The sequence below is a fragment of the Erythrobacter sp. JB2-19 genome, assembly GCF_057365005.1.
The window spans coordinates 2377479-2397108 of sequence record NZ_CP200290.1; the positions used below are offsets into that span (position 1 = coordinate 2377479).

At 60.2% G+C, this 19630-nt stretch carries 18 protein-coding genes, 1 tRNA gene and 1 pseudogene; 9 read left to right on the forward strand and 11 right to left on the reverse strand.

Annotated features, from left to right (window positions below; all coding sequences use genetic code 11):
- The first annotated feature begins 48 nt into the window (after positions 1 to 48).
- Both AC0V6O_RS11505 and AC0V6O_RS11510 read left to right on the forward strand, forming a co-directional pair.
- Entirely contained in the window at positions 49 to 615 is a 567-nt protein-coding gene (locus AC0V6O_RS11505) for an RNA polymerase sigma factor (RefSeq protein ID WP_486144124.1), read from the forward strand.
- Positions 612 to 992 (forward strand): DUF6768 family protein, encoded by a 381-nt coding sequence (locus AC0V6O_RS11510; RefSeq protein WP_472639402.1) that lies wholly within the window; start codon positions 612 to 614, stop codon positions 990 to 992. Before AC0V6O_RS11505 ends, AC0V6O_RS11510 begins: the two co-directional genes overlap by 4 nt.
- Positions 993 to 998: 6 nt before the next feature.
- Here AC0V6O_RS11510 and AC0V6O_RS11515 read toward each other — a convergent pair whose 3' ends face one another.
- The 5 genes from AC0V6O_RS11515 to AC0V6O_RS11535 form a co-directional block, all read right to left on the reverse strand.
- Entirely contained in the window at positions 999 to 1577 is a 579-nt protein-coding gene (locus tag AC0V6O_RS11515; protein ID WP_486144126.1) for a L,D-transpeptidase family protein, read from the reverse strand.
- Between the two features lie 96 nt (positions 1578 to 1673).
- Positions 1674 to 2963, reverse strand: a complete 1290-nt coding sequence (locus AC0V6O_RS11520) for an adenylosuccinate synthase (RefSeq protein ID WP_486144128.1) — start codon at positions 2961 to 2963, stop codon at positions 1674 to 1676.
- A 710-nt stretch (positions 2964 to 3673) separates the two neighbouring features.
- Complete coding sequence (locus tag AC0V6O_RS11525; protein ID WP_486144130.1) at positions 3674 to 4780, reverse strand: ATP phosphoribosyltransferase regulatory subunit; 1107 nt, start codon at positions 4778 to 4780, stop codon at positions 3674 to 3676.
- A 171-nt stretch (positions 4781 to 4951) separates the two neighbouring features.
- Entirely contained in the window at positions 4952 to 6535 is a 1584-nt protein-coding gene (gene serA / locus AC0V6O_RS11530) for a phosphoglycerate dehydrogenase (RefSeq protein WP_472639406.1), read from the reverse strand.
- Between the two features lie 123 nt (positions 6536 to 6658).
- On the reverse strand, positions 6659 to 7825 hold the full coding sequence (locus AC0V6O_RS11535) for a phosphoserine transaminase (protein ID WP_486144132.1): 1167 nt from the start codon (positions 7823 to 7825) through the stop codon (positions 6659 to 6661).
- A gap of 171 nt (positions 7826 to 7996) precedes the next feature.
- Between AC0V6O_RS11535 and AC0V6O_RS11540 the strand changes: the two genes are divergently transcribed.
- Positions 7997 to 9187, forward strand: coding sequence for a glycosyltransferase family 4 protein (locus tag AC0V6O_RS11540; protein WP_486144134.1), 1191 nt, complete (start codon positions 7997 to 7999; stop codon positions 9185 to 9187).
- 36 nt (positions 9188 to 9223) lie between these two features.
- Here AC0V6O_RS11540 and AC0V6O_RS11545 read toward each other — a convergent pair whose 3' ends face one another.
- Entirely contained in the window at positions 9224 to 9655 is a 432-nt protein-coding gene (locus tag AC0V6O_RS11545; RefSeq protein WP_472639409.1) for a hypothetical protein, read from the reverse strand.
- A 219-nt stretch (positions 9656 to 9874) separates the two neighbouring features.
- Complete coding sequence (locus AC0V6O_RS11550) at positions 9875 to 10528, reverse strand: PadR family transcriptional regulator (RefSeq protein ID WP_472639410.1); 654 nt, start codon at positions 10526 to 10528, stop codon at positions 9875 to 9877.
- Positions 10529 to 10643: 115 nt separating this feature from the next.
- Between AC0V6O_RS11550 and AC0V6O_RS11555 the strand changes: the two are divergent.
- The 3 genes and pseudogenes from AC0V6O_RS11555 to AC0V6O_RS11565 all read left to right on the forward strand — a co-directional run bounded on the left by AC0V6O_RS11555 (position 10644) and on the right by AC0V6O_RS11565 (position 13583).
- Positions 10644 to 11980, forward strand: a pseudogene (locus tag AC0V6O_RS11555) (replication-associated recombination protein A).
- Positions 11941 to 12675: a hypothetical protein gene (locus AC0V6O_RS11560; RefSeq protein ID WP_486144137.1), complete on the forward strand. Its 735-nt coding sequence runs from the start codon at positions 11941 to 11943 to the stop codon at positions 12673 to 12675. Before AC0V6O_RS11555 ends, AC0V6O_RS11560 begins: the two are co-directional and overlap by 40 nt.
- Positions 12675 to 13583, forward strand: coding sequence for a hypothetical protein (locus AC0V6O_RS11565; RefSeq protein ID WP_486144139.1), 909 nt, complete (start codon positions 12675 to 12677; stop codon positions 13581 to 13583). Before AC0V6O_RS11560 ends, AC0V6O_RS11565 begins: the two co-directional genes overlap by 1 nt.
- Before the next feature lie 12 nt (positions 13584 to 13595).
- On the opposite strand, the gene AC0V6O_RS11570 is transcribed toward AC0V6O_RS11565, so the two are convergent.
- Positions 13596 to 13997 (reverse strand): TM2 domain-containing protein, encoded by a 402-nt coding sequence (locus tag AC0V6O_RS11570; protein WP_472639414.1) that lies wholly within the window; start codon positions 13995 to 13997, stop codon positions 13596 to 13598.
- Positions 13998 to 14244: 247 nt separating this feature from the next.
- Here AC0V6O_RS11570 and AC0V6O_RS11575 point away from each other — a divergent pair.
- Positions 14245 to 14320: transfer RNA gene (locus tag AC0V6O_RS11575), tRNA-Thr, on the forward strand.
- Positions 14321 to 14436: 116 nt separating this feature from the next.
- Here AC0V6O_RS11575 and AC0V6O_RS11580 read toward each other — a convergent pair.
- From AC0V6O_RS11580 to AC0V6O_RS11590, 3 genes are all read right to left on the reverse strand, one after another.
- Positions 14437 to 16488 carry a YadA family autotransporter adhesin gene (locus AC0V6O_RS11580; RefSeq protein ID WP_486144141.1) on the reverse strand — a complete coding sequence of 684 codons (2052 nt, stop codon included), beginning with the start codon at positions 16486 to 16488 and terminating at the stop codon, positions 14437 to 14439.
- A gap of 214 nt (positions 16489 to 16702) precedes the next feature.
- Positions 16703 to 17173: a preQ(1) synthase gene (queF, locus tag AC0V6O_RS11585; protein WP_486144143.1), complete on the reverse strand. Its 471-nt coding sequence runs from the start codon at positions 17171 to 17173 to the stop codon at positions 16703 to 16705.
- Between the two features lie 98 nt (positions 17174 to 17271).
- Positions 17272 to 17895: a hypothetical protein gene (locus tag AC0V6O_RS11590; RefSeq protein ID WP_486144145.1), complete on the reverse strand. Its 624-nt coding sequence runs from the start codon at positions 17893 to 17895 to the stop codon at positions 17272 to 17274.
- A gap of 10 nt (positions 17896 to 17905) precedes the next feature.
- Here AC0V6O_RS11590 and AC0V6O_RS11595 point away from each other — a divergent pair, with 10 nt between their 5' ends.
- The gene (locus AC0V6O_RS11595) at positions 17906 to 18727 is read left to right on the forward strand and encodes a hypothetical protein (protein WP_486144147.1); all 822 of its coding nucleotides are present in this window, start codon (positions 17906 to 17908) and stop codon (positions 18725 to 18727) included.
- Between the two features lie 54 nt (positions 18728 to 18781).
- A complete protein-coding gene (sseA, locus tag AC0V6O_RS11600; protein ID WP_486144149.1) occupies positions 18782 to 19630 on the forward strand; it encodes a 3-mercaptopyruvate sulfurtransferase in 849 nt (282 codons plus the stop codon).

A 19630-nucleotide genomic window follows, 5' to 3' on the forward strand; every position in this document is an offset into this window, starting at 1 on the left:
GATCGAAGTCATTGAACCTTTCGCGCCTATTGAGCGACTACTCCAGTAATGACCAAACAAACTCGCCCTGCCCCGCCGAAACCCGGCATTTTGTTCGACCAACTGCTCGTCGTGATGGTGCAGCAAGGCGATCCAAAAGCGCTAAAGCGGTTGCATAAACGCTGGAATACTCGGTTGATCCGAGCGGCCTATCGTTACACCGACGACCGCGAATTGGCGTGCGATCTGGCACAAGAATGCTGGATCGGGATTTGGAAAGGCATTGATGGTCTGCGCGATCCGGCGCGGTTTCGCAGTTATGCCTTTGCGATCCTGCACCGGCGCGGAGCGACCCATCTGAGCAAGCGCATTCGCGAACGGGGTAAGACAGCGCAAGCTGAACCAGAAGAAGCGCAAGGGGCTACTCAGGACGACGCGCTCGCGCTGCGGCAGGCCTTTGCCAGTCTGCCGCCGGATCAAAGGCTTGCGGCGCATCTGCACTTTGCGGAGGGGCTGACGCTCAATGAAATCGCCGCGGTGCAATCGATCCCGATGGGCACCGCCAAAAGCCGCCTGTTTCACGCGCGCCGCAAATTGAAGGCGGCGCTATCCGAACCGACTGAAGGAGACATATGATGACCAGCACTGATAACCGCATCAAAGACGCGCTTGACGATGACGATCAAGCCTTTCTCGGCCAGCTTGAAGAAGATCGCGGCCTGTTCGAAATGATCGGCGACAGCATGAGCGGCAATTTAGGAGGCTGGGCCAAGTTGGTTTTTGCAGTCGCAGTCGTAGTCGGCATTGCGATACTCTATGCAGTCTATCGTGCAGTCACGGCCGATGGCTTCGAACCCATGGTTGGATGGGGTCTGCTTTCGATAGGACTCGTTGTGATGCAAGGCTTCGTCAAAGAATGGATGTTTGCCCGCATGAACATGCTGACGATCCTGCGCGAGGTGAAGAAGCTGCAAGTGCAAGTCGCGCTGCTTTCCGAAGAGCGCGATAGCTAACCGCGTTTAGGGCCGGATCTCGATCGGAGTGCCATCGGGCACGAGGCGCCACAGCTCCTCAATCTCTGCGTTAGAGAGCGCGATGCACCCATCGGTCCAATCCCCGCGCATCCGCCGGCCCGCGCCATTCGGTTGGCCATGGATGAAGATGTCACCGCCCGCCGAACGGCCATATTGAGCGGCAAAGTTGCGGTCATTTGCGTTGGGGTAGTTGATCCGCAGGCTGAGGTGATAGCTGCTACGCGGGTTGCGTGTGTCGATGGTGTAAAGGCCCTCTGGTGTGCGCTCATCGCCCTCAAAGCGTTTGTGCCCCGCTGGCGCATCGCCAAACTGCAATCCGTAATAGGCGCGGATCGGGCGGCCATTGTTGTAGGCGACCAGCATCCGCTTTGACTTGTCGACAATGAGGTAGTCGGCCAAGCGCGCGCCGCGCCTCGGCACACTGCGCGATGCGCCCGCAGGTGGTATCGGATAGGCTCCGGTATGCACCCGAGCATCCGGCGTAGCATCCGCTGAAGTTTCGCTCGATGGGCCAACGCAGGACGCGGCAAGCATCAGAGCAATCAAGGCAAACAAGCGCTTCATACGGGTTCAGAGTAACGCGAGGTCACCCCACGCGCAATTGCGCATCGCTTCCCATGTCCCAAGCAGGGACGCGGTTGCTGCGCCAGCCGGACCAACCTAGTCCTCAAAGGGATCCTTCATCAGGATCGTATCGTCGCGCTCTGGGCTGGTCGACACCAGAGACACTGGCGTCTCGATCAGCTCCTGCACGCGCTGAATGTACTTGATCGCATTGGCTGGCAGATCGACATAGGAACGCGCACCCACGGTGCTCTCACTCCACCCTTCCATCTCTTCATAGATCGGCTCCACCTCGGCCTGATCCGCCGAATGGCTCGGGAAGTAGTCGAGCACATTGCCGCGCAGCCGGTATCCGGTGCAGATCTTGACCGTTTCCAACCCATCGAGCACATCGATCTTAGTCAGCGCAATCCCGGTCACGCCGCTGATCGCGCAGGTTTGCCGCACCAGAACCGCATCGAACCAGCCGACGCGCCGTTGCCGCCCGGTTACGGTGCCAAACTCATGGCCACGCTCGCCAATGCCCTGGCCGATCTCGTCATCAAGCTCGGTCGGGAACGGACCGCTGCCGACCCGCGTCGTGTACGCCTTCACAATGCCCAGCACAAAGCCGGTGGCATTGGGGCCAAGCCCGCTGCCGCTGGCGGCCGTGCCGCTGACGGTGTTGGAGCTGGTGACGAAGGGATAGGTGCCGTGATCGACATCCAGCAGCACGCCCTGCGCGCCTTCAAACAGGATCTTCGCGCCCGCCTTGCGCACTTTCTTCAAGCGTTTCCACACAGGCTGAGCAAAGCGCAGGACGAAGTCGGCAACATCACGCAGTTCGGCCAGGATCGCCTCACGGTCAACAGGCGGTTGATCGAAGCCTGCCCGCAGGGCGTCATGGTGCGCGCACAGCCGATCCAGCTGTGGCTCCAGCCGGTCGAGATGCGCCAGATCGCACACACGGATCGCGCGGCGTCCGACCTTGTCTTCGTAAGCCGGGCCAATCCCGCGCCCAGTCGTGCCGATCTTGCCCTTGCCCGCGGCCGTCTCGCGCAGTGCATCGAGATCGCGGTGCACCGACAGGATCAGCGGGCAATTGTCAGCAATCGCCAGATTGTCGTCGTTGATCGCGACGCCTTGCCCTTCCAGCTTCTGCACTTCCTCGCGCAGCGCCCACGGGTCCAGCACCACGCCATTGCCAATCATGCTCATCGTGCCAGAGACGATGCCCGATGGCAGCAGGCTGAGCTTGTAGACCTCACCATCGATCACCAACGTGTGGCCGGCATTATGCCCGCCTTGGAAGCGGACAACGGCGTCGGCGCGGCTGGCGAGCCAATCGACGATCTTGCCTTTGCCTTCATCGCCCCATTGGGCGCCGATTACGGTGACGTTAGCCATGCTCTACTTTCATGCTGATTCGGTAGGGAAGGTGTGACCCGACAAACCGCGCGGACCTAGGGCGTCGCGCGGGCAAGAGCAAGATGGTGTTTGTGTTTCGCACACCATCCGGTGTGCGATATCCTCGGCCCTGCCGGGCCTGCGGGCGGGCGCGCGCCCTTGCGAGACCTGCGGTCTCGACCCATTCCCGGCCAGCGACCTTGCGCCAAGCGTCTTGGAGCTTTGCATCTGGCTTGGTCGCGGAACACGGCGCGCAGCGCCGCAAGGCCGACTGGCCGCCCGCAGCGGCGCGGACTTGTCCGCAAACCGCGAGGACATCGCACGCTGGATAGCGTGCGGAACCACAAGAGCGCCTCCGTCCATCGCTAGTGAAGCACGCTTGGAACGGCTGGAACACAGTACAGGGCCAAAAACCCAATCGATCACAGATGGGGCGATTGATCGATTTAGTCGATTGGTGGGAGGTTGGAGAACGGGGAGCAAAAGCATACGCCATCCTTAGCGAGCGGGCGCTGAGTAGGAAAATTCGGCGTCCTCGTGTTCTCGCGCATCGTCATCCCGGACTTGATCCGGGACGACATCCTCAGTCTCGCGCTAGTTGCGGCGGTTATCCTGGAAGCGCAGCTGGCCAAAGGCCAACCTAGTTCAGGGTGACGTACCTGGTGTTTTGATTCTGACCCGAGCGCAAGATCACGCAATAGCACAGCGCCCTAAAGCGGCACCGCCTCGGTGCCGTCCAGCACATGCGTGCAGCCCAGCGCCTTCGCGTCTTCGCCTTCGCCGAGCTGCGCAATCGTGCGCCACCCAATCGCGCGCAGGCGCGCGGCAGTGTCTTCGTCATAGCCCGCTGGCAGATAGAGCGTGCTCGCCGCCTCCGCCTCTGGCGCAGCCTCAGCCACGGCATCGACATAGAGCGTGAAGCCGGTTGCGGCCTCGTCGCTGCCGCCGATCCGATATGTGCCGCCGCGCCCAGCCGCTCCGCGCACGCCCTCGGCATAGATCGTGAAGCCGAACCAGCTTTGATATTCAAAACCGTGGCGTTCTGTTGGGTCGAGCGTGATGCGCTCAGCGTCACCCACCCGCGCGGCAATCGCCTCAAGCCCCTTAATCCGGCTGGACAAGGCGCCGCCTGCGTCAATCGCGCATAATTTGTCGCGTGCCTCGGCAAAATCGCCGGTCGCATAAAGCAGCGGTAAATAGGCCTCGCCGCCCACCTGCTTCAGCCCGCCAGCATCCTTGGTATCGAGCTCGCGCCGGACATCCTCGGCTTGCTTAGCGGTCAGCGGCATCGCTTTCGCGGCCAAAGTGTCGACCAGATCGGGTAAAGTGAAATCGACCGAAATCCCGGTCAGACCCGCTGCGCGCAGAGCCTCCACCGCCAGCGCGACGATCTCGCCCGCTGCCTCTGCGGTGTCCGCCCCGATCAGCTCCGCGCCCAATTGCAGGCGCTCTCGCGCGGGGTCGAGCTGGTCCGCCCGAATCAGAGCAGTGTCGCCGCAATAGGCGAGGCGCAGCGGACGCGGGGCATCTGCCATGCTGGTCGCCGCGATGCGCCCGATTTGCGGGGTAATGTCGCTACGCAGGGCGAGCGTGCGCAGGCTGTCTGGATCAACAAAGCGAAAGGCGTTGCGGGTCTTCACCCCCTCCATACGCGCGGCCAGGGATTGCTCAAATTCGAGCAGCGGTGGGCGCACCCGGTCATAACCGTGGGCTTGCAGCGCATCCAGGCTGGCGCGCATGGCGCGGGTGATGCGGCTTGCCGTGGCGGGCAAACGGTCGGCAAGCCCAACGGGCAGGAGATTGTCGGTATTGGTCATACAGGTGCGCGCTAGAATAAGAGCAGCCCTTCGACAAGCTCAGGGCGAACGGAATATTGCATCGGTTCGCACCGCGAACCGCAAGGGCGACTGCCCGCCGGCCGGCTAGGCCGCCCCTCGGAGGCACCGGCCCGCTAAATAGTGGGCCGGATTGCCGTGAGAGAAAAAGCCTTAAAACTCCAGTGCTTTGACCAGCTTCACGCCTTCGACCTTTTCAGCCTCGGCGACGACTTCATCCGTCACAGGTTGATCGAGCGAGAGCAGCAGCACCGCCTCACCACCCGCATCGCGGCGGCCCAGGTGGAAAGTGCCAATGTTGACGCCGTGATCACCCAGCAGCGTTCCAATGCGACCGATGAAGCCAGGTGCGTCTTCGTTGACGACATACATCATGTGGCCATCCAGATCGGCTTCGATACCGATCCCGAAAATCTCCACCAGACGCGGCGCGGTGTTGCCAAACAGAGTGCCTGCGACCGAGCGCGGGCCTTGTTCGGTTTCCACCGTGACGCGGACAAGCGTGTTATACGCGCCCTCACGCTCGTGGCGCACTTCGCTAACGTTTAGGCCGCGTTCCTTGGCGAGATACGGTGCATTGACCATGTTCACCGTGTCGGAATAGCGGCGCATCAGACCGGCCAGAACAGCGCCGCTGATCGGCTTGCCATTGAGGGCTGCGGCTGCGCCTTCGCGCTCAATGCTGATCTTGGTGAGATTTCCGTGGGCCAGCTGACCCACCAGTGATCCAAGCTTTTCAGCCAGCGCCATGTAAGGCTTCAGCTTCGGCGCTTCTTCGGCGCTAAGCGAAGGCATGTTAAGCGCATTGGTGACGCCGCCATTGACCAGATAATCGGCCATTTGCTCCGCCACTTGCAGCGCGACATTGACCTGAGCCTCGGTCGTGGAGGCGCCAAGGTGCGGCGTACAGATGAAATTGGGTGCGCCGAACAGCGGATTTTCCTTCGCTGGTTCTTCGGCAAACACGTCGAGCGCGGCGGCGGCGACCTGCCCGCTTTCGAGGCAATCTTTCAACGCCGCCTCATCGATCAATCCGCCGCGGGCGCAATTGACGATGCGGATGCCTGGCTTGGCATTCTCCAGCCGTTCACGCGACAGGATGTTGCGGGTCTGATCGGTCAGCGGCGTGTGCAGCGAGACAAAGTCCGCACGGCTCAGCAGCGTGTCGAGATCGACCTTCTCCGCGCCCATTTCCACGGCGCGCTCCTCGGTCAGGAAGGGATCATAGGCGATCACTTTCATCTTCAGGCCAAGCGCGCGGCTGGCCACGATCCCGCCAATATTGCCCGCGCCGATCAAGCCGAGCGTCTTGCCGGTCACCTCGACGCCCATGAAATCCTTCTTCGGCCATTCGCCCGACTGCGTGCGAGCGTTCGCCGCCGGGATTTGCCGGGCGAGCGCCATGATCATCGCAATCGCGTGCTCTGCGGTGGTGATCGAATTGCCGAACGGGGTGTTCATCACCACCACGCCTTTGCCGCTGGCATAGGGGATGTCGACATTGTCGACGCCAATGCCGGCGCGGCCGATGACCTTCAGATTGGTCGCAGCGTCCAGAACGGCGGGGGTGACAGTGGTGGAAGAACGGATTGCGAGGCCATCATAATCGCCGATCCGCGCGATCAGCTCTTCCGGGGTCTCACCGGTGATCACATCAACATCGCAGCCGCGCTCTTCAAAAATACGCGCTGCATTCGGGTCCATCTTGTCAGAGATGAGTACTTTGGGTTTGGTCATTTTGTTTTCCTTTGCCCTGACTCGTTCGTGCTGAGCTTGTCGAAGCATTAACGACGGGCGGAAGAGTTCATCCTTCGACAGGCTCAGGACGAACGGATGCTAAAAGAGGGTGACCGAGCTAGCTTAGAGCTCAGCTTTTACGTGTGCGTAAGCCCACTCGATCCATGGCAAGAGGCGTTTCAGATCCTCTTGCTCGACCGTGCCGCCGCACCAAATGCGAAGGGACGGTGGCGCGTCGCGATAGCCGTTGAAATCATAGCCAATATGCCGTTCTTCCAGCATTTTTACGATCTTCTTCGGCACGGCGGCCTGATCGTCAGCCGACAGGTTTTCGTACCATTCGCCGGTGAACTTCATGCACACACCGGTGTTGGTGCGCTTGGCCGGATCGCTGACCATGTTTTTCAGCCAAGGCGTCGCCTCGATCCAATCGTTCACGATTGCGGCATTGGCATCGGCGCGTTCAAACATCGCCTTGCGCCCACCCAGCGCCTGCGCCCATTCGAGTGCCGCGATGTAATCCTCGGTCGCCAGCAGAGACGGCGTGTTGATCGTCGCGCCTTCAAAGATGCCGCGATTGATCTTATCGCCCTTTTTCAGGCGGAAAAGCTTGGGCAGCGGCCATTCTGGATCATAGCTTTCGATCCGCTCAACCGCTTTGGGAGAGAGGATCAACATCCCATGCTGAGCCTCTGATCCCATCACCTTTTGCCAGGAATAGGTTGTCGCATCGAGCTTCGCCCAGTCCATTTCCTGCGCGAAGATCGCGCTGGTGGCGTCATTGATGGTCACGCCTTTACGGCCCGGCTCCAGCCAGTCCGTGTTCGGGATTTTCGCGCCAGAGGTCGTGCCATTCCAGGTGAAGACAACGTCGTTGTCCTGCGGAATAGAGTGGAGATCAGGGATCTCGCCATAATCGGCATCCAGCACCTGCAAGTTCGGCAGCTTCAGCTGCTTCACCGCATCTTGGATCCAGACATTGCCGAAGCTTTCCCAAGCCGCAACGGTCGCGGGGCCTTGGCCCAGCATGGTCCACATCGCGCATTCCAGTGCGCCAGTGTCAGAGGCGGGCATGATGCCGACGAGGTAATCCTCGGGCACGCCCAGCATCTCTTTGGATAGGTCGATTGCGTATTTGAGACGCGACTTTCCGACAGCCGAGCGGTGCGAGCGCCCGAGCGATTCGGTTTTCAATTTGTCGAGGGACCATCCGGGGAACTTAACGGTCGGACCGGATGAAAATTGCGGACGAGCAGGCTTAAGCGCCGGCTCGGCGGGTAGTTCAGTCATGTATTCTCTCCTTACAGAGAGCTCGCGCGGCGTTGGGACCGCGTGGCCCGGAGCCGCGTGTAGTGGCGTCTCGCCGCATGTCAACGAAGGAGTCTATGTTTTACGCACGCCATCCGGCGCGCGCAAAACAAACTCGCAAATCCTCGCGCAACATTCTATGCCGCGCTCAACATGGAAATATCCGATCTTCGCATTGCCCTGTTCAGCGGCAATTATAACTACACCCGCGACGGCGCGAACCAGGCGCTCAATCGCCTTGTCGGCTCGCTGCTGGGTCTGGGCGCGGCGGTGCGCGTCTATTCCCCCACGGTGGATGAACCTGATTTTGAACCAACCGGCGATCTGGTGAGCCTGCCCAGCTGGCGCATGCCGGTGAAGGGGCGCGGCGAATACCGTCTGCCAACGGGCTTTAACGGCAAAATCCGGCGCGATCTTGAGAAGTTCAAACCCAATATCGTGCATCTGTCATCGCCTGACCCATCCGGCCACGCGGCGCTCAAATGGGCGCAGGAACACGATATTCCGGTGCTATCCTCGGTTCACACCCGGTTTGAGACCTATCCGCGCTATTACAAAATGGGTTTTCTAGAACCCGCCGTGCTGTGGATGCTGCGCCGGTTCTACAATCGCTGCGATGCGCTGGTCGCCCCATCGCAAAGCATGATTGAAGAGCTGATCGCGCAGGGCATGCATGATGACATTGGCCTGTGGACGCGCGGGGTCGACCGCACCATCTTCGATCCATCAAAGCGCGATATGGAATGGCGCCGCAGCCTGGGCCTGGCCGATGATGACATTGCGATCGTCTTTCTTGGCCGGCTGGTCATGGAAAAGGGACTCGACGTCTTTGCCGACAGCATTATCGAGCTGCGCAAACTTCAGGCTCCGCACAAAGTGCTTGTGATCGGCGATGGCCCTGCGCGCGGCTGGTTCCAGGATGCCCTACCCGGCGGAATTTTCGCCGGGTTTCAAACCGGCGCTGATCTAGGCAAAGCGCTGGCGAGCGGCGATATCTTCTTCAACCCGTCCATCACAGAGACTTTCGGCAATGTGACGCTGGAGGCGATGGCCAGCGGTCTGCCAGTGGTGGCGGCCGGAGCCACAGGTGCATCCAGCCTGGTGGAATGCGGCGACAGCGGCTGCTTGGTCGCGCCCGGCAACACCAAAGCATTCGCCGAGGCACTCGCGCCCTATTGCACCGATCATGAACTGCGCACGAGCCACGGCGCAGCGGGCGAAATGAATTCACGCGAATACAGTTGGGAGGCGATCAACCGCGTGGTCGCCGATATGTATGTCCGACTGGTTCAGGAACGCGAGGCTCTGATCGCGAAGGAAATGGCAGAAGAGATTGCGGCTTAGTTGCTAACGCGCCTGTAGCCCTTCAAGCACTTCCCTCTATCTCAGCACACCTGATTTGGCCATGGAGCGCGCATAGAAAAACAGCCCGATGGTAATCACCCAGATTGCTGCAGCGAACACGGTGTGCCCAGCGGTTTGCAGCGTTTCAGGCATTTCCGAAAAAAAGCGCTGAAATATCGTGGTGCCGACAAGGCCGATAATCGAAATCCCAAACAGCCAGACCGCATAGCGACTTCTGAAAAGCAGCGCAGCGGATCCGAAGAAGCATCCCCAGACGCCCAGCGCCCAAAAGGCCGTGGCCCATGCCGGGAAGCTGTAATAATAGTCAAGCTGCTCGGATGGCATGCCGGTGCCATCCAAAGCGGCGAGCTTGGTCATCGTATAACTGATGACGCCGCCAGAATTCCACAACAGTGAAAGCGCCCCGACGACCCACAGGTGCCAAGGTGTTTTGACAGATTGATCCATGATATTCCCTCCCAAGAATGGACGCGACCCAGTCTCAGAAGGGGGAAGTTATATCAAAGGCGCAGCGCGGGCAAACCGGGGGCTGGAAGCCCGCGCCTGTTCGTTCGTACCATCGGGCCTAGCCACCCGTTCCCTCCGCCCTTCCACCCGGATGTTATCCCGGTAGGCTCCGGGTGGAAGGGCGGAGGGAACGGGCGGCTAGGCTCTAATTAACGGCGCTCACATTCTTTCGATGCGCTTGGCGACCTCGTCGATAATGTCGACAATTTCGTTCATCGCGTTCTGATCGAGTTTTCCGGCGCGCGCGCGGTTTTTCAGCACAGAGCCGAGATTGCCCATCGCGCGGAACAAATCGGGTGAACGCTCCTTCACCTTTTCAGCCCGGTCGCCGTGCTCATTGATCCGGCCCATCAGTTGATCGACATCTTCAGCGCGCTCAGCCAGCTCTGCCTTGCCAGACTTCGTCGCCTTGAATGGCTTCTTACCGCTCGTTTCGCCGTCCTCTGCCTTGGCCTTCGACTTGGCCGGTTTAATCTTGCCCTCTTCCTCAAGCATTTGCAGCGTCGGATAGACCGCACCCGGGCTCGGCGCATAGCCGCCCGCCGTCATGTCTTCGATCGCCTTGATCAGCTCATAGCCATGGCGCGGTTCTTCATTGATCAACGCCAGCAATGCGAGACGCAATTCGCCCTGGCCAAACATCCGGCCCCGGCGCTTGCGCCGTTTGGGGCCGTCTTGCCACGAGCCGCCACCGCGCATTTTCTCGCCGATTTCCTCCCAATCACCCGCGGAAGACGCCATCATCGCGACCAGTGGACCGAGGTTATTCCAGCCGCCATTCCAATTGCCGCGGCGCCGTTTCTGCCATGTCATATTCACTCTCCTCAATTCAATTCGATAACTCTTGATAGTCTTAAGATATATCTCAGAGCTATCGATACAAGAGGTGGATGGCATTTTCCGACCAGCGCCTTATCAGACCAGACGAATGACGGACTTGTTCGGAAATGATGCGGCGCCACCCGCCGGAGGCCCCTCTGGCGGGCCTGACCAGACGCGCGATGACGCGCCGCTGGCGGACCGGCTGCGCCCGCGCAACCTTGGCGAGATCATCGGGCAAGAGCATCTGACCGGGCCGACTGGCGCAATTGGGCGCATGGTGGCGGCAGGCAAGCTTTCCAGCATGATCTTGTGGGGGCCGCCGGGCACGGGCAAGACCAGTATCGCGCGTCTGCTCGCCGACAGTGTGGGTATGCGGTTTGTCTCGATCAGCGCGGTATTCTCAGGCGTAGCCGATCTCAAGAAGGCCTTTGCCGAAGCAGACAAGATGGCGGGCGCAGGCCAACGCACGCTGCTGTTCGTGGACGAGATCCACCGCTTCAACCGCGCGCAGCAGGATGGCTTTCTGCCCTTCGTTGAGCGCGGCACCGTGACATTGGTGGGAGCGACCACCGAAAACCCCAGTTTTGAACTCAACGCCGCACTGCTCAGTCGCAGCCAAGTGCTGATCCTGGAGCGTTTAAGCCATGAGGCACTGGAGGCTCTGCTCGCCCGGGCGGAGACGCTGGAAGGCCCCCTCCCCTCACCGAGGATGCGCGCGCCGCTCTGATCGCGAGCGCGGATGGCGATGGCCGTTTCCTGCTGGGTCAGGCGGAAACACTCTACAACGCAGCGCTCACTGAACCGCTTGATCCCGCCGCCCTTGGCCAATTCCTTCAGCGGCGCGTCGCCGTCTATGACAAGGACCGCGAAGGCCATTACAACCTTATCAGCGCGCTGCATAAATCCTTGCGCGGCTCCGATCCGCAGGCAGCCCTGTATTACATGGCGCGGATGCTGACCGCTGGCGAAGAGCCGATGTATGTGCTGCGCCGCCTGGTCCGCTTTGCCAGCGAAGACATTGGTCTGGCTGATCCAAACGCGCTGACCCAATGCCTGGCGGCCAAGGACGCCTATGAATTTCTGGGGTCGCCCGAAGGCGAGCTCGCGATTGTTCAGGCCTGCCTCTACCTCGCGACCGCGCCCAAATCGAACGCCGCCTATGCCGCGCAAAAGGCCGCGTTCAAATCCGCGCGCGAAACCGGCAGTCTCATGCCGCCGCAAAACATCTTAAATGCACCGACTAAGCTGATGAAAGACATTGGCTATGGCAAAGGTTACGCCTACGATCACAATGCGGAGGACGGCTTTTCTGGCGACAATTATTGGCCGGAGGGGATGGAGCCTCAGGACTATTACGCGCCGGTCGAGCGCGGGTTTGAACGCAAAGTGAAGGAGCGAATGGAATGGTGGGCAAACAGACGGGCCGAATTGCGCGGGGATTGATCGGCGGCGCTCTTGTGAGTCTCGCTTGCACCTTCCCAGCGTTGGCGCAATCAAGCGGTGCAACCTCCTCGCCGCCTGACGCGCAAAAGCAGTGCCCGACTGAGCCTACGATCCAGGGGGAACACACTGATCGCGACGCACCCATTGCATTACCAAAGGATTGGACAGATTTCGCCAGCTCTTCGATGAACTGGATCGCAATAGAAACCCAGTTGGGCAGTATATATTGCACCGAAACAGCGTGGTTTTATTCCGCAAACAACTATGAGCGTTTCAATGATCAGTTTGTGGGGTTTGAATGGTTCGGATACGAGGCATCAGGATACATTCTGATCAACACCAGCGGGGTTGGATCATCAATTGAAACCGGGAGCAGGCCGATATTTTCGCCGCAAGAAAGCTATTTCGCGGCAATCCAAGTCTCCGATGCTGGTTGGGGCGGACTTGAGGGCTTTGCCGTATGGCGCACCTATCCCGGCGGCATCTCCCCGCTTCATGTCGATACCAACGTTCATACGATGGCCGATTGGCGGATTGATCGCTGGGAAGGTGAGGATTGCCTTCACCTCTCCGCCATACCGCATGACCGGATTACAGATTGGGACGACCTCTCAAAATACAAACGCGATTCCTATGTCGCGGCCCCAGCGGGCGGCTGGGCACTGACACCGGGCGATAGCTGTCCGACCTCTTAATGCGCGGCTTTGATCACTTTTTGGCGATCGACTGGTCTGGTGCAAAGGGTGAGCGGCATCGTGGCATCGCTTTGGCCCTCGCCGATGCCAAAGGCGGCCCGCCAGTGCTGGTTGAGCCCCCGCAGCGCGGCTGGTCTCGCACCGAAGTGCTCGGATTGCTGCGCGAAGAGCTACCCTCCAACACCTTGGTCGGGATTGACCTCGGTATCAGCCTGCCCTTCGTCGATGCGGGCGCGTATTTTCCGGGTTGGGACGAAAGCCCGCGCCACGCAAATGGCCTCTGGGAATTGATCGACCGGATTTGCGCCGATGACCCGCATTTGGGCGCGCACAGTTTCCTCAGCCACCCAGAGGCCGCGCGCTATTTCCGACACAGCAAGGACAAGGTCGGCGACCGCTTTCATCTGCCCGATGCCATTTCACGCGAGGGGCGCTTTCGTCAGGCAGAGACCGCTCAACGCGCGCAAAAATGCCGCCCGGTCAGTAATTTCAACCTCGTCGGAGCCGCGCAAGTTGGCAAAAGCTCGCTGACCGGGATGCGCATGCTGCACCACCTTAAGGGGCATCTGCCGGTCTGGCCGGTGCAACCAATCCCGCCCAAACATCCGACGCGCGGATCACTATTGGTGGAGATTTACACTGGGCTTGCCGCCAAAGAGGCCGCCGCTACCATGGGCGGACGCGGTGCGCGGACGAAACTGCTTACCTATGCCGACCTAAACGCTGCGCTAGAGGGTTTGGACAGTCCACCGGTTGCGCAAATCGGCGAGATTGATGACCATTCCTCTGACGCTTTGCTGACGGCGGCGTGGCTGCGCAAAGTGCACAAGGAGCCGGAGCGCTGGGAACCGCGCACGTTGACAGCAGAGATCGCCCGCGTTGAAGGCTGGACCTTTGGTGCGTTCTAGGCTGCGGCTCGCTTAGTTGTAAGAGTTGAAAATGTCGCGCCGCTCTTTGCGGTATCCTGAGGCGCGCAGATCCTCGATCATTGCCTCGCGGCGCCTATCCGCTTCGGATTGGAGCTTGCGCGCGGGCTTTACCGGTCCCTCATGAGACGTGAAATTGAGCTCGCCTATAGTCTTCATATTGTGATCACGCACTAGGCCGGGGATAAGTGCCAAGTCGATCAGCAACCATGGGACCAGAACCAACCAGCCTACAACCGAAAGCAACAAAAGCAGCTGCATGATGCCGGTCTTTGTGCTGCCAGCATAGAAGCGGTGAACCCCAAATCCGCCAAGGACCAGCCACAGCAAATAGGCGACGCCCACCGATTTACGGTCCGCCTCAATAATCATTTGCCTCTGCAGATTTTCGTCCATCACCGGTCCCTTTTCGCACGCTAAGATGTATCTTAGAAACGCGGAAAAAACCAGCGATTGGCGGTGATGTTCGACGAACTGCAAACAATGCTCTGCAAAATTGAAAACTGACTGTCTTTAGGTCGCGAATGTCGCGGGTAGCGGCTTGCGCTCATCCGCCGGAATTCAAATTTGTTGCCGCCCTGCTGCTTTGTCACTTGAGGGCCGCAAATCTTTCGCCTAAGGGGGCCTCCTCTTAACGAGATGTGCCGGCTTAGCTCAGTTGGTAGAGCACCTGATTTGTAATCAGGGGGCCGCGAGTTCGAATCTTGCAGCCGGCACCACTTCTCGCTTCTTTTTTGCATCTAACGCGATCCTGCGCCCGATTGCATAGGCACCGTCAGACCTGCGGGGAGGCATCCACCCTTGTGCCCGCTCCCCATTGCCAGCTTTTACCCGATCAAAACTCTCCTGCGATGCCCGCTCGCACGCTGGTTGAGTTGCCGCCTGCATAGGTAACGCCAGCGGTGATGGCGAAGTCACCTTCGAACCGGTGCATCAGGCCCGCTGAAAAGCCAACTTCACCGCGGTACGTCGCGACATTGCTGGCATAGCTGGTCTTGCCCGCTGCACTTGGGAAGTGCGGGCTGGCTTGCGCTGCGATGGAAGCAATGCCCCGCTGCGCATCACGGTCGATTGTGCTGGTGAGGTCGAACAAAGTGTTCACCCTTCCTGACAGCGCATCGAACTGGGCGGTTCCCACTTGTGAAATGGTGTTGAGGGCGCGGCGGACATTGTCGACCGAGGCGGCGGTTGCAACCGCTTGGCGGCCCAGCGTGCCATTGGCATCCACCGTCACTGCATCTACGGGTCCAACCTGCGCCGCTGTACTGGCATCAATGTCGCCAATGCGAACTGAACTGCCCGCACCGCCCAGGGCAACCTGATTGGCGGCGGTCGTCGTCGCCTGAAAGCCCACTGCGGTGGAGAAGTTCTCCGAGGCGGTGGAGTTAGAACCCACCGCTGTGCTGTTGGACCCTGTGGCCGAGGCCAAAACGCCCACAGCAGTTGAGCGGTTGCCCGCGGTGCTGGCAAGAAACCCAACCGCAGTGTTACCCGCACCCGCCGCGCTGCCTTGAGAGCCAACCACAACCGACTGACCGCCAGTTGCATTGGCAAGCTCACCAATCGCAGTGGAGTTGATCACCGCAGAAGCACGCACGCCAATCGCAACCGCATCGGTACCCCCAGCATTGGCTCTATTACCCAGCGCCGTTGCGTTCACGCCCAGCGCCTGAGCATCCGAACCAAACGCACTCGCACGGTCAAAGCTCGCCTGCGCGCCGCGGCCGTCAGCATCATTGCCATCACCGCCAATCGCAATCGAAGCAGCGCCCGTGGCACTCGCTGCTGCTGCCGCTGCAAAACTGTTCTCACCACTCGCAACAGAATCCGCACCAAAAGCAATCGAGGAAGCACCAGTTGCCTGCGCGCCGAAAAAGTCTCCATCCACATCACCACCTACAGCGATCGCGCCAGTCATTGTGGCGTTTGACCCTGCACCTAAGGCTGTGCTGCTAAATCCACTTGCACTAGCATCAACGCCCAAAGCCATGCTGCCATTGCTGCTTGCCGTTGCATCAGCGCCAATGGCTATTGCCAAAACACCTGTCGCCTGTGCGCCGTCACTGTCAGCATCACCGCCATCACCGCCAATCGCAATCGCACCAGCCATCGTAGCATCTGAGCGTGCACCAAGAGCCACGGATCGGTCTCCGGTAGCATCAGCGAAAACGCCCACAGCCGTGCTGTCATCTGCTCCTGCCCGAGCAAAAACGCCTAATGCCGTGCTGGCGACCGCGGTTGCTTGAGTCCCCTGGCCCAAAGCCGTGCTGCTATTTCCCGTTGCTCTCGAATCTTGACCAATGGCGATAGCGCCATCCGCTGTCGCCTGCGCACCCAAAGTGTTGCTGTCCGAACCGTCACCGCCAATGGCAATCGCGGATAGTCCACTGGCGGTGGTATCCGCGCCAATCGCGATAGAGTTCGCTCCGCCAGCAGAGGAGCTGCGCCCGAGCGCGGTGGTGCCTATTCCCAGCGCCTGAGCGGATCGGCCAATTGCCGTTGTATCGCCATTCCCAGCCAGGGACTGATACCCCAAAGCGGTCGCGCTGATATCGGTCGCGCCAGCATCGACGCCAATTGCGGTGCTGTTGTCACCCTCTGAATTTGCATCGAATCCGGCAGCTAAAGTGTTCGCGCCGGTAGCAGCCGAGTTCCCGCCAATGGCCGTACTGCTGGCACCAGAGGCATCTGATCCCACTCCGCAAGCCAGCTCATTATTGCCGTCATCAGAAATGGCGCCGCCCGTTGTATCAACGTTGGAGTCGGCATTGCCGTCTTCATTTGTGTCCAGCAGACACGCCTCTGCAAGGACCTCCTGCGGAGCCAGGACCAATGCGGCCGCGCAGCCAAGCGACAAAGCCGTCGATACCAAAAGCGTATTTTTCATGCGTGTTTCCCTTCCAACACAGTGAAAGGGGCGGCAAAATGCGATCCGAGAATTAACGGTGGCCATTACAGGCAAGCTGAGCCCATTGAGCCAAGCCGTTGAAATTGGCAAACTTCACCCGCCCCAAAGTATTCCCTGAATGAGTTTAGCTGCTTCCTAAAGACAATTATTGTACAAAGTCGACATGTCGCGCGATGCGACAGATCGACTTTGCCTACCCGCGGCCACGATAGGGTTGAACACCTTGATCGGGCACCCATAGACCCTCTGGCGCGGCGCCTGTCTGCCAAAACACATCAATCGGAATGCCGCCGCGCGGATACCAGTAGCCGCCAATACGCAGCCATTTGGGCTTCATTTCCTCAGCCAGCCGCTGGCCAATGCCGACGGTCACATCCTCGTGAAAGCCGTTGTGATTGCGAAAACTGCCCAGAAACAGCTTGAGGCTCTTCGATTCCACGATTGTATCACCGGGCGCATAGTCGATCACCAAATGCGCAAAATCCGGTTGGTTGGTGACCGGGCATAGTGATGTGAACTCTGGCGCGGCAAAACGCACCAAAAACAGCGATCCCTTGCGCGGATTTGGTACGTAATCGAGCACAGCCTCTTCAGGCGAAGTCGGCAGCGGTGTGTCTTTGCCCAGGAATGCGGGCGCAGCGGGATCGTTAGGTGTGGTTTCCATGCCGCGCTGTTGCCGCGAAAGGGCGCTCCATGCAAGCGACAAGCTGGACGGGGCGGCGTTAATATCTATGTCAGACATGCGGTGGCAGTGCTGCGCCGTTATGTTGTAATCGCGCTGCCCGGCCGCACCCGCAAAGTGCTATGACCGCTGAGTCCGTGCACACCGCTATTTTGGAAAAGACCCGCTACGCCAAAGATCATGGTTGCTGTTTCTTCTTTTCGGATGTTGTTCGCGCCCAAAGCGGCGGTCATGTGCGTTCTCATTGCGCTGAGCATTGGTGCGACCGCGCCAACGGTGGCGCAGTCCTCACCGGGCGGTTTTACACTGCCGACCAGCACACCCACACCCCGGCCAGAGGTCGAAGGCCCTGCGGATGACACCGGGCCAGCGGCATTGCCGCCGCGCGTTATTCCAACCGATAGGCCAGCGCCTGCGCCCACACAGGCCGACCCGAGCACGGTCCCCAGTTCTGATCCCACAGCCCCTGCAATTGACCTACCCAGCCCTGCACCGACGATCACGCCGGTACTGAGTCCGAGCGACACGGTATCTCCCGAGGCGACGGGAGCGGCAGGTTCCGCTTCAGGCTCGGTCACACCGGCCAATCGCCTTCCAACAGTGCAGCCAAGCACACCGAGCAATGCGGGTGGCGGCGCTTCCGGTGTATCATCTCCTGCAGTGACAGAAACGCCTACGGGCACGGGAACACCCGGCTTTGACACCAACGCTCCGTTGCCGGACGCCGCAAGCCCAGACACAGCAGTTCCAGACGCCGCGACCAGTGATGCTGCCAGTGCGATACCGCTTTGGGCATGGATCGCAGGCGGTCTTACATTGCTCGCCCTGTTGATTGGTGGAGTCTTGTTCCTGCGGCGAGGAACAGCAGCGATCACAGTGCCCGAAATTGAACGTCCAAAAGTTGCTTCGCGCTCGCCGTCCGAACTTGAACCAGCCTCGAGCGAACCTGCACACGCAGCGACAACTGCTACTAATACAATCAACACGCCAACCGCACCCGCTGTGACTGAGACCAGCGAGCCAGCCGAGGATAACGCGCCAATTCCCCGCGCGCCGGCGCGGATCGACATTGATATTGAAATCGTGCGCGCAACCCGCAGCGTGATGAACTTCACGCTCGATTACCGCCTGAACCTCGCCAATCGAACCGCCAATGCGGTGCGCGATGTGTCCGTTTCCGCAATCCTAACCAGCGCCCAGAGCGGAGCAATTCCGGGTAGCTCCGTCCTGGGGTTTGATCGTCCCGAACCGGTGATTATCCCACGCATCGGACCCAATAAAAGCCATGCCGAAAGCGGTCAGGTGCAATTGCCGACCAGCAAATTACAGGTGATGCGTCAGGGCAATGTCCCGCTGTTTGTGCCGCTGCTGCAGATCACCATAACGCAGGGCAATGGCGAGCCCGTGACGCGCCATTATGTCGTCGGCCAGCCCAGCACGGCAAGCGCCGCGCGGCTTCAGCCGATCCCGCTCAACACGCCGCCCGGCGGCATTCCCGGACTGCGCGTGCGAGAGCTGGATATTCAACCAGCATAAGCGGGCACTTGGCGGCGGCGGCCCAGCGCGCTACCGCTTTGCCTCATGAACCAGATGACCGATAATCTCGTCAGCAGTGATTGGCTGGCCGGCGCATTGAATGATGAGGATTTGGTGGTGCTGGACGCCTCGCTCCACCTGCCTGCGGCAAACCGCGATGCGCGCGCTGAATTCGCGGCGGAACATATACCCGGTGCGCGTTTCCTAGACCTCGCTAGCCTCGTCGATGAAACCAGCGATGTGCCCTCTGCCCTGCCCCGGCCCGAACAATTGGGCGCGCGCATTGCAGAGCTTGGCATAGAGCTGGGCGAGCGTATCGTGATCTATGATGATAGCGCGCTAAACAGCGCCGCTCGCGCCTGGTACTTGCTTACATCCTCGTGGATCGCACCGGTCGCGGTGCTCGATGGCGGCCTTGCCAAATGGCGCGCAGAAGGGCGCTCGGTCGACAAAGGGGAGCCGGAATTCACAGCCAGCAGCATGCCTGAGCTAAGCCCGCCTGAGCGATTGCGGATGAAGGCCGATGTGCTGGCCAATCTGGAAACGCGCGAGGAACAGGTTCTGGACGCACGCAGCGCCGACAGGTTTGAGGGCGCAGGCGCAGACCCCGTGCACGGCGTGGAAGGGGGCCGCATTCCCGGCTCCTACAACCTGCCCCACACTGAACTTTATGCAGAAGACGGCACCTTCAAACCGGCGGACGAATTGCGCAGCGCGTTTGAGCGGGCCGGAATTGATCTGGACAAGCCCATCACCACCACCTGCGGTAGCGGCGTCACCGGCAGCGTCCTGTTGCTCGCGCTGGCGCAGCTCGGCAAGACCGACTGGGCACTTTACGATGGCAGCTGGTCTGATTGGGGCCGTGATCCTGCCACGCCCAAGTCCACCGGACCTAGGGACTAG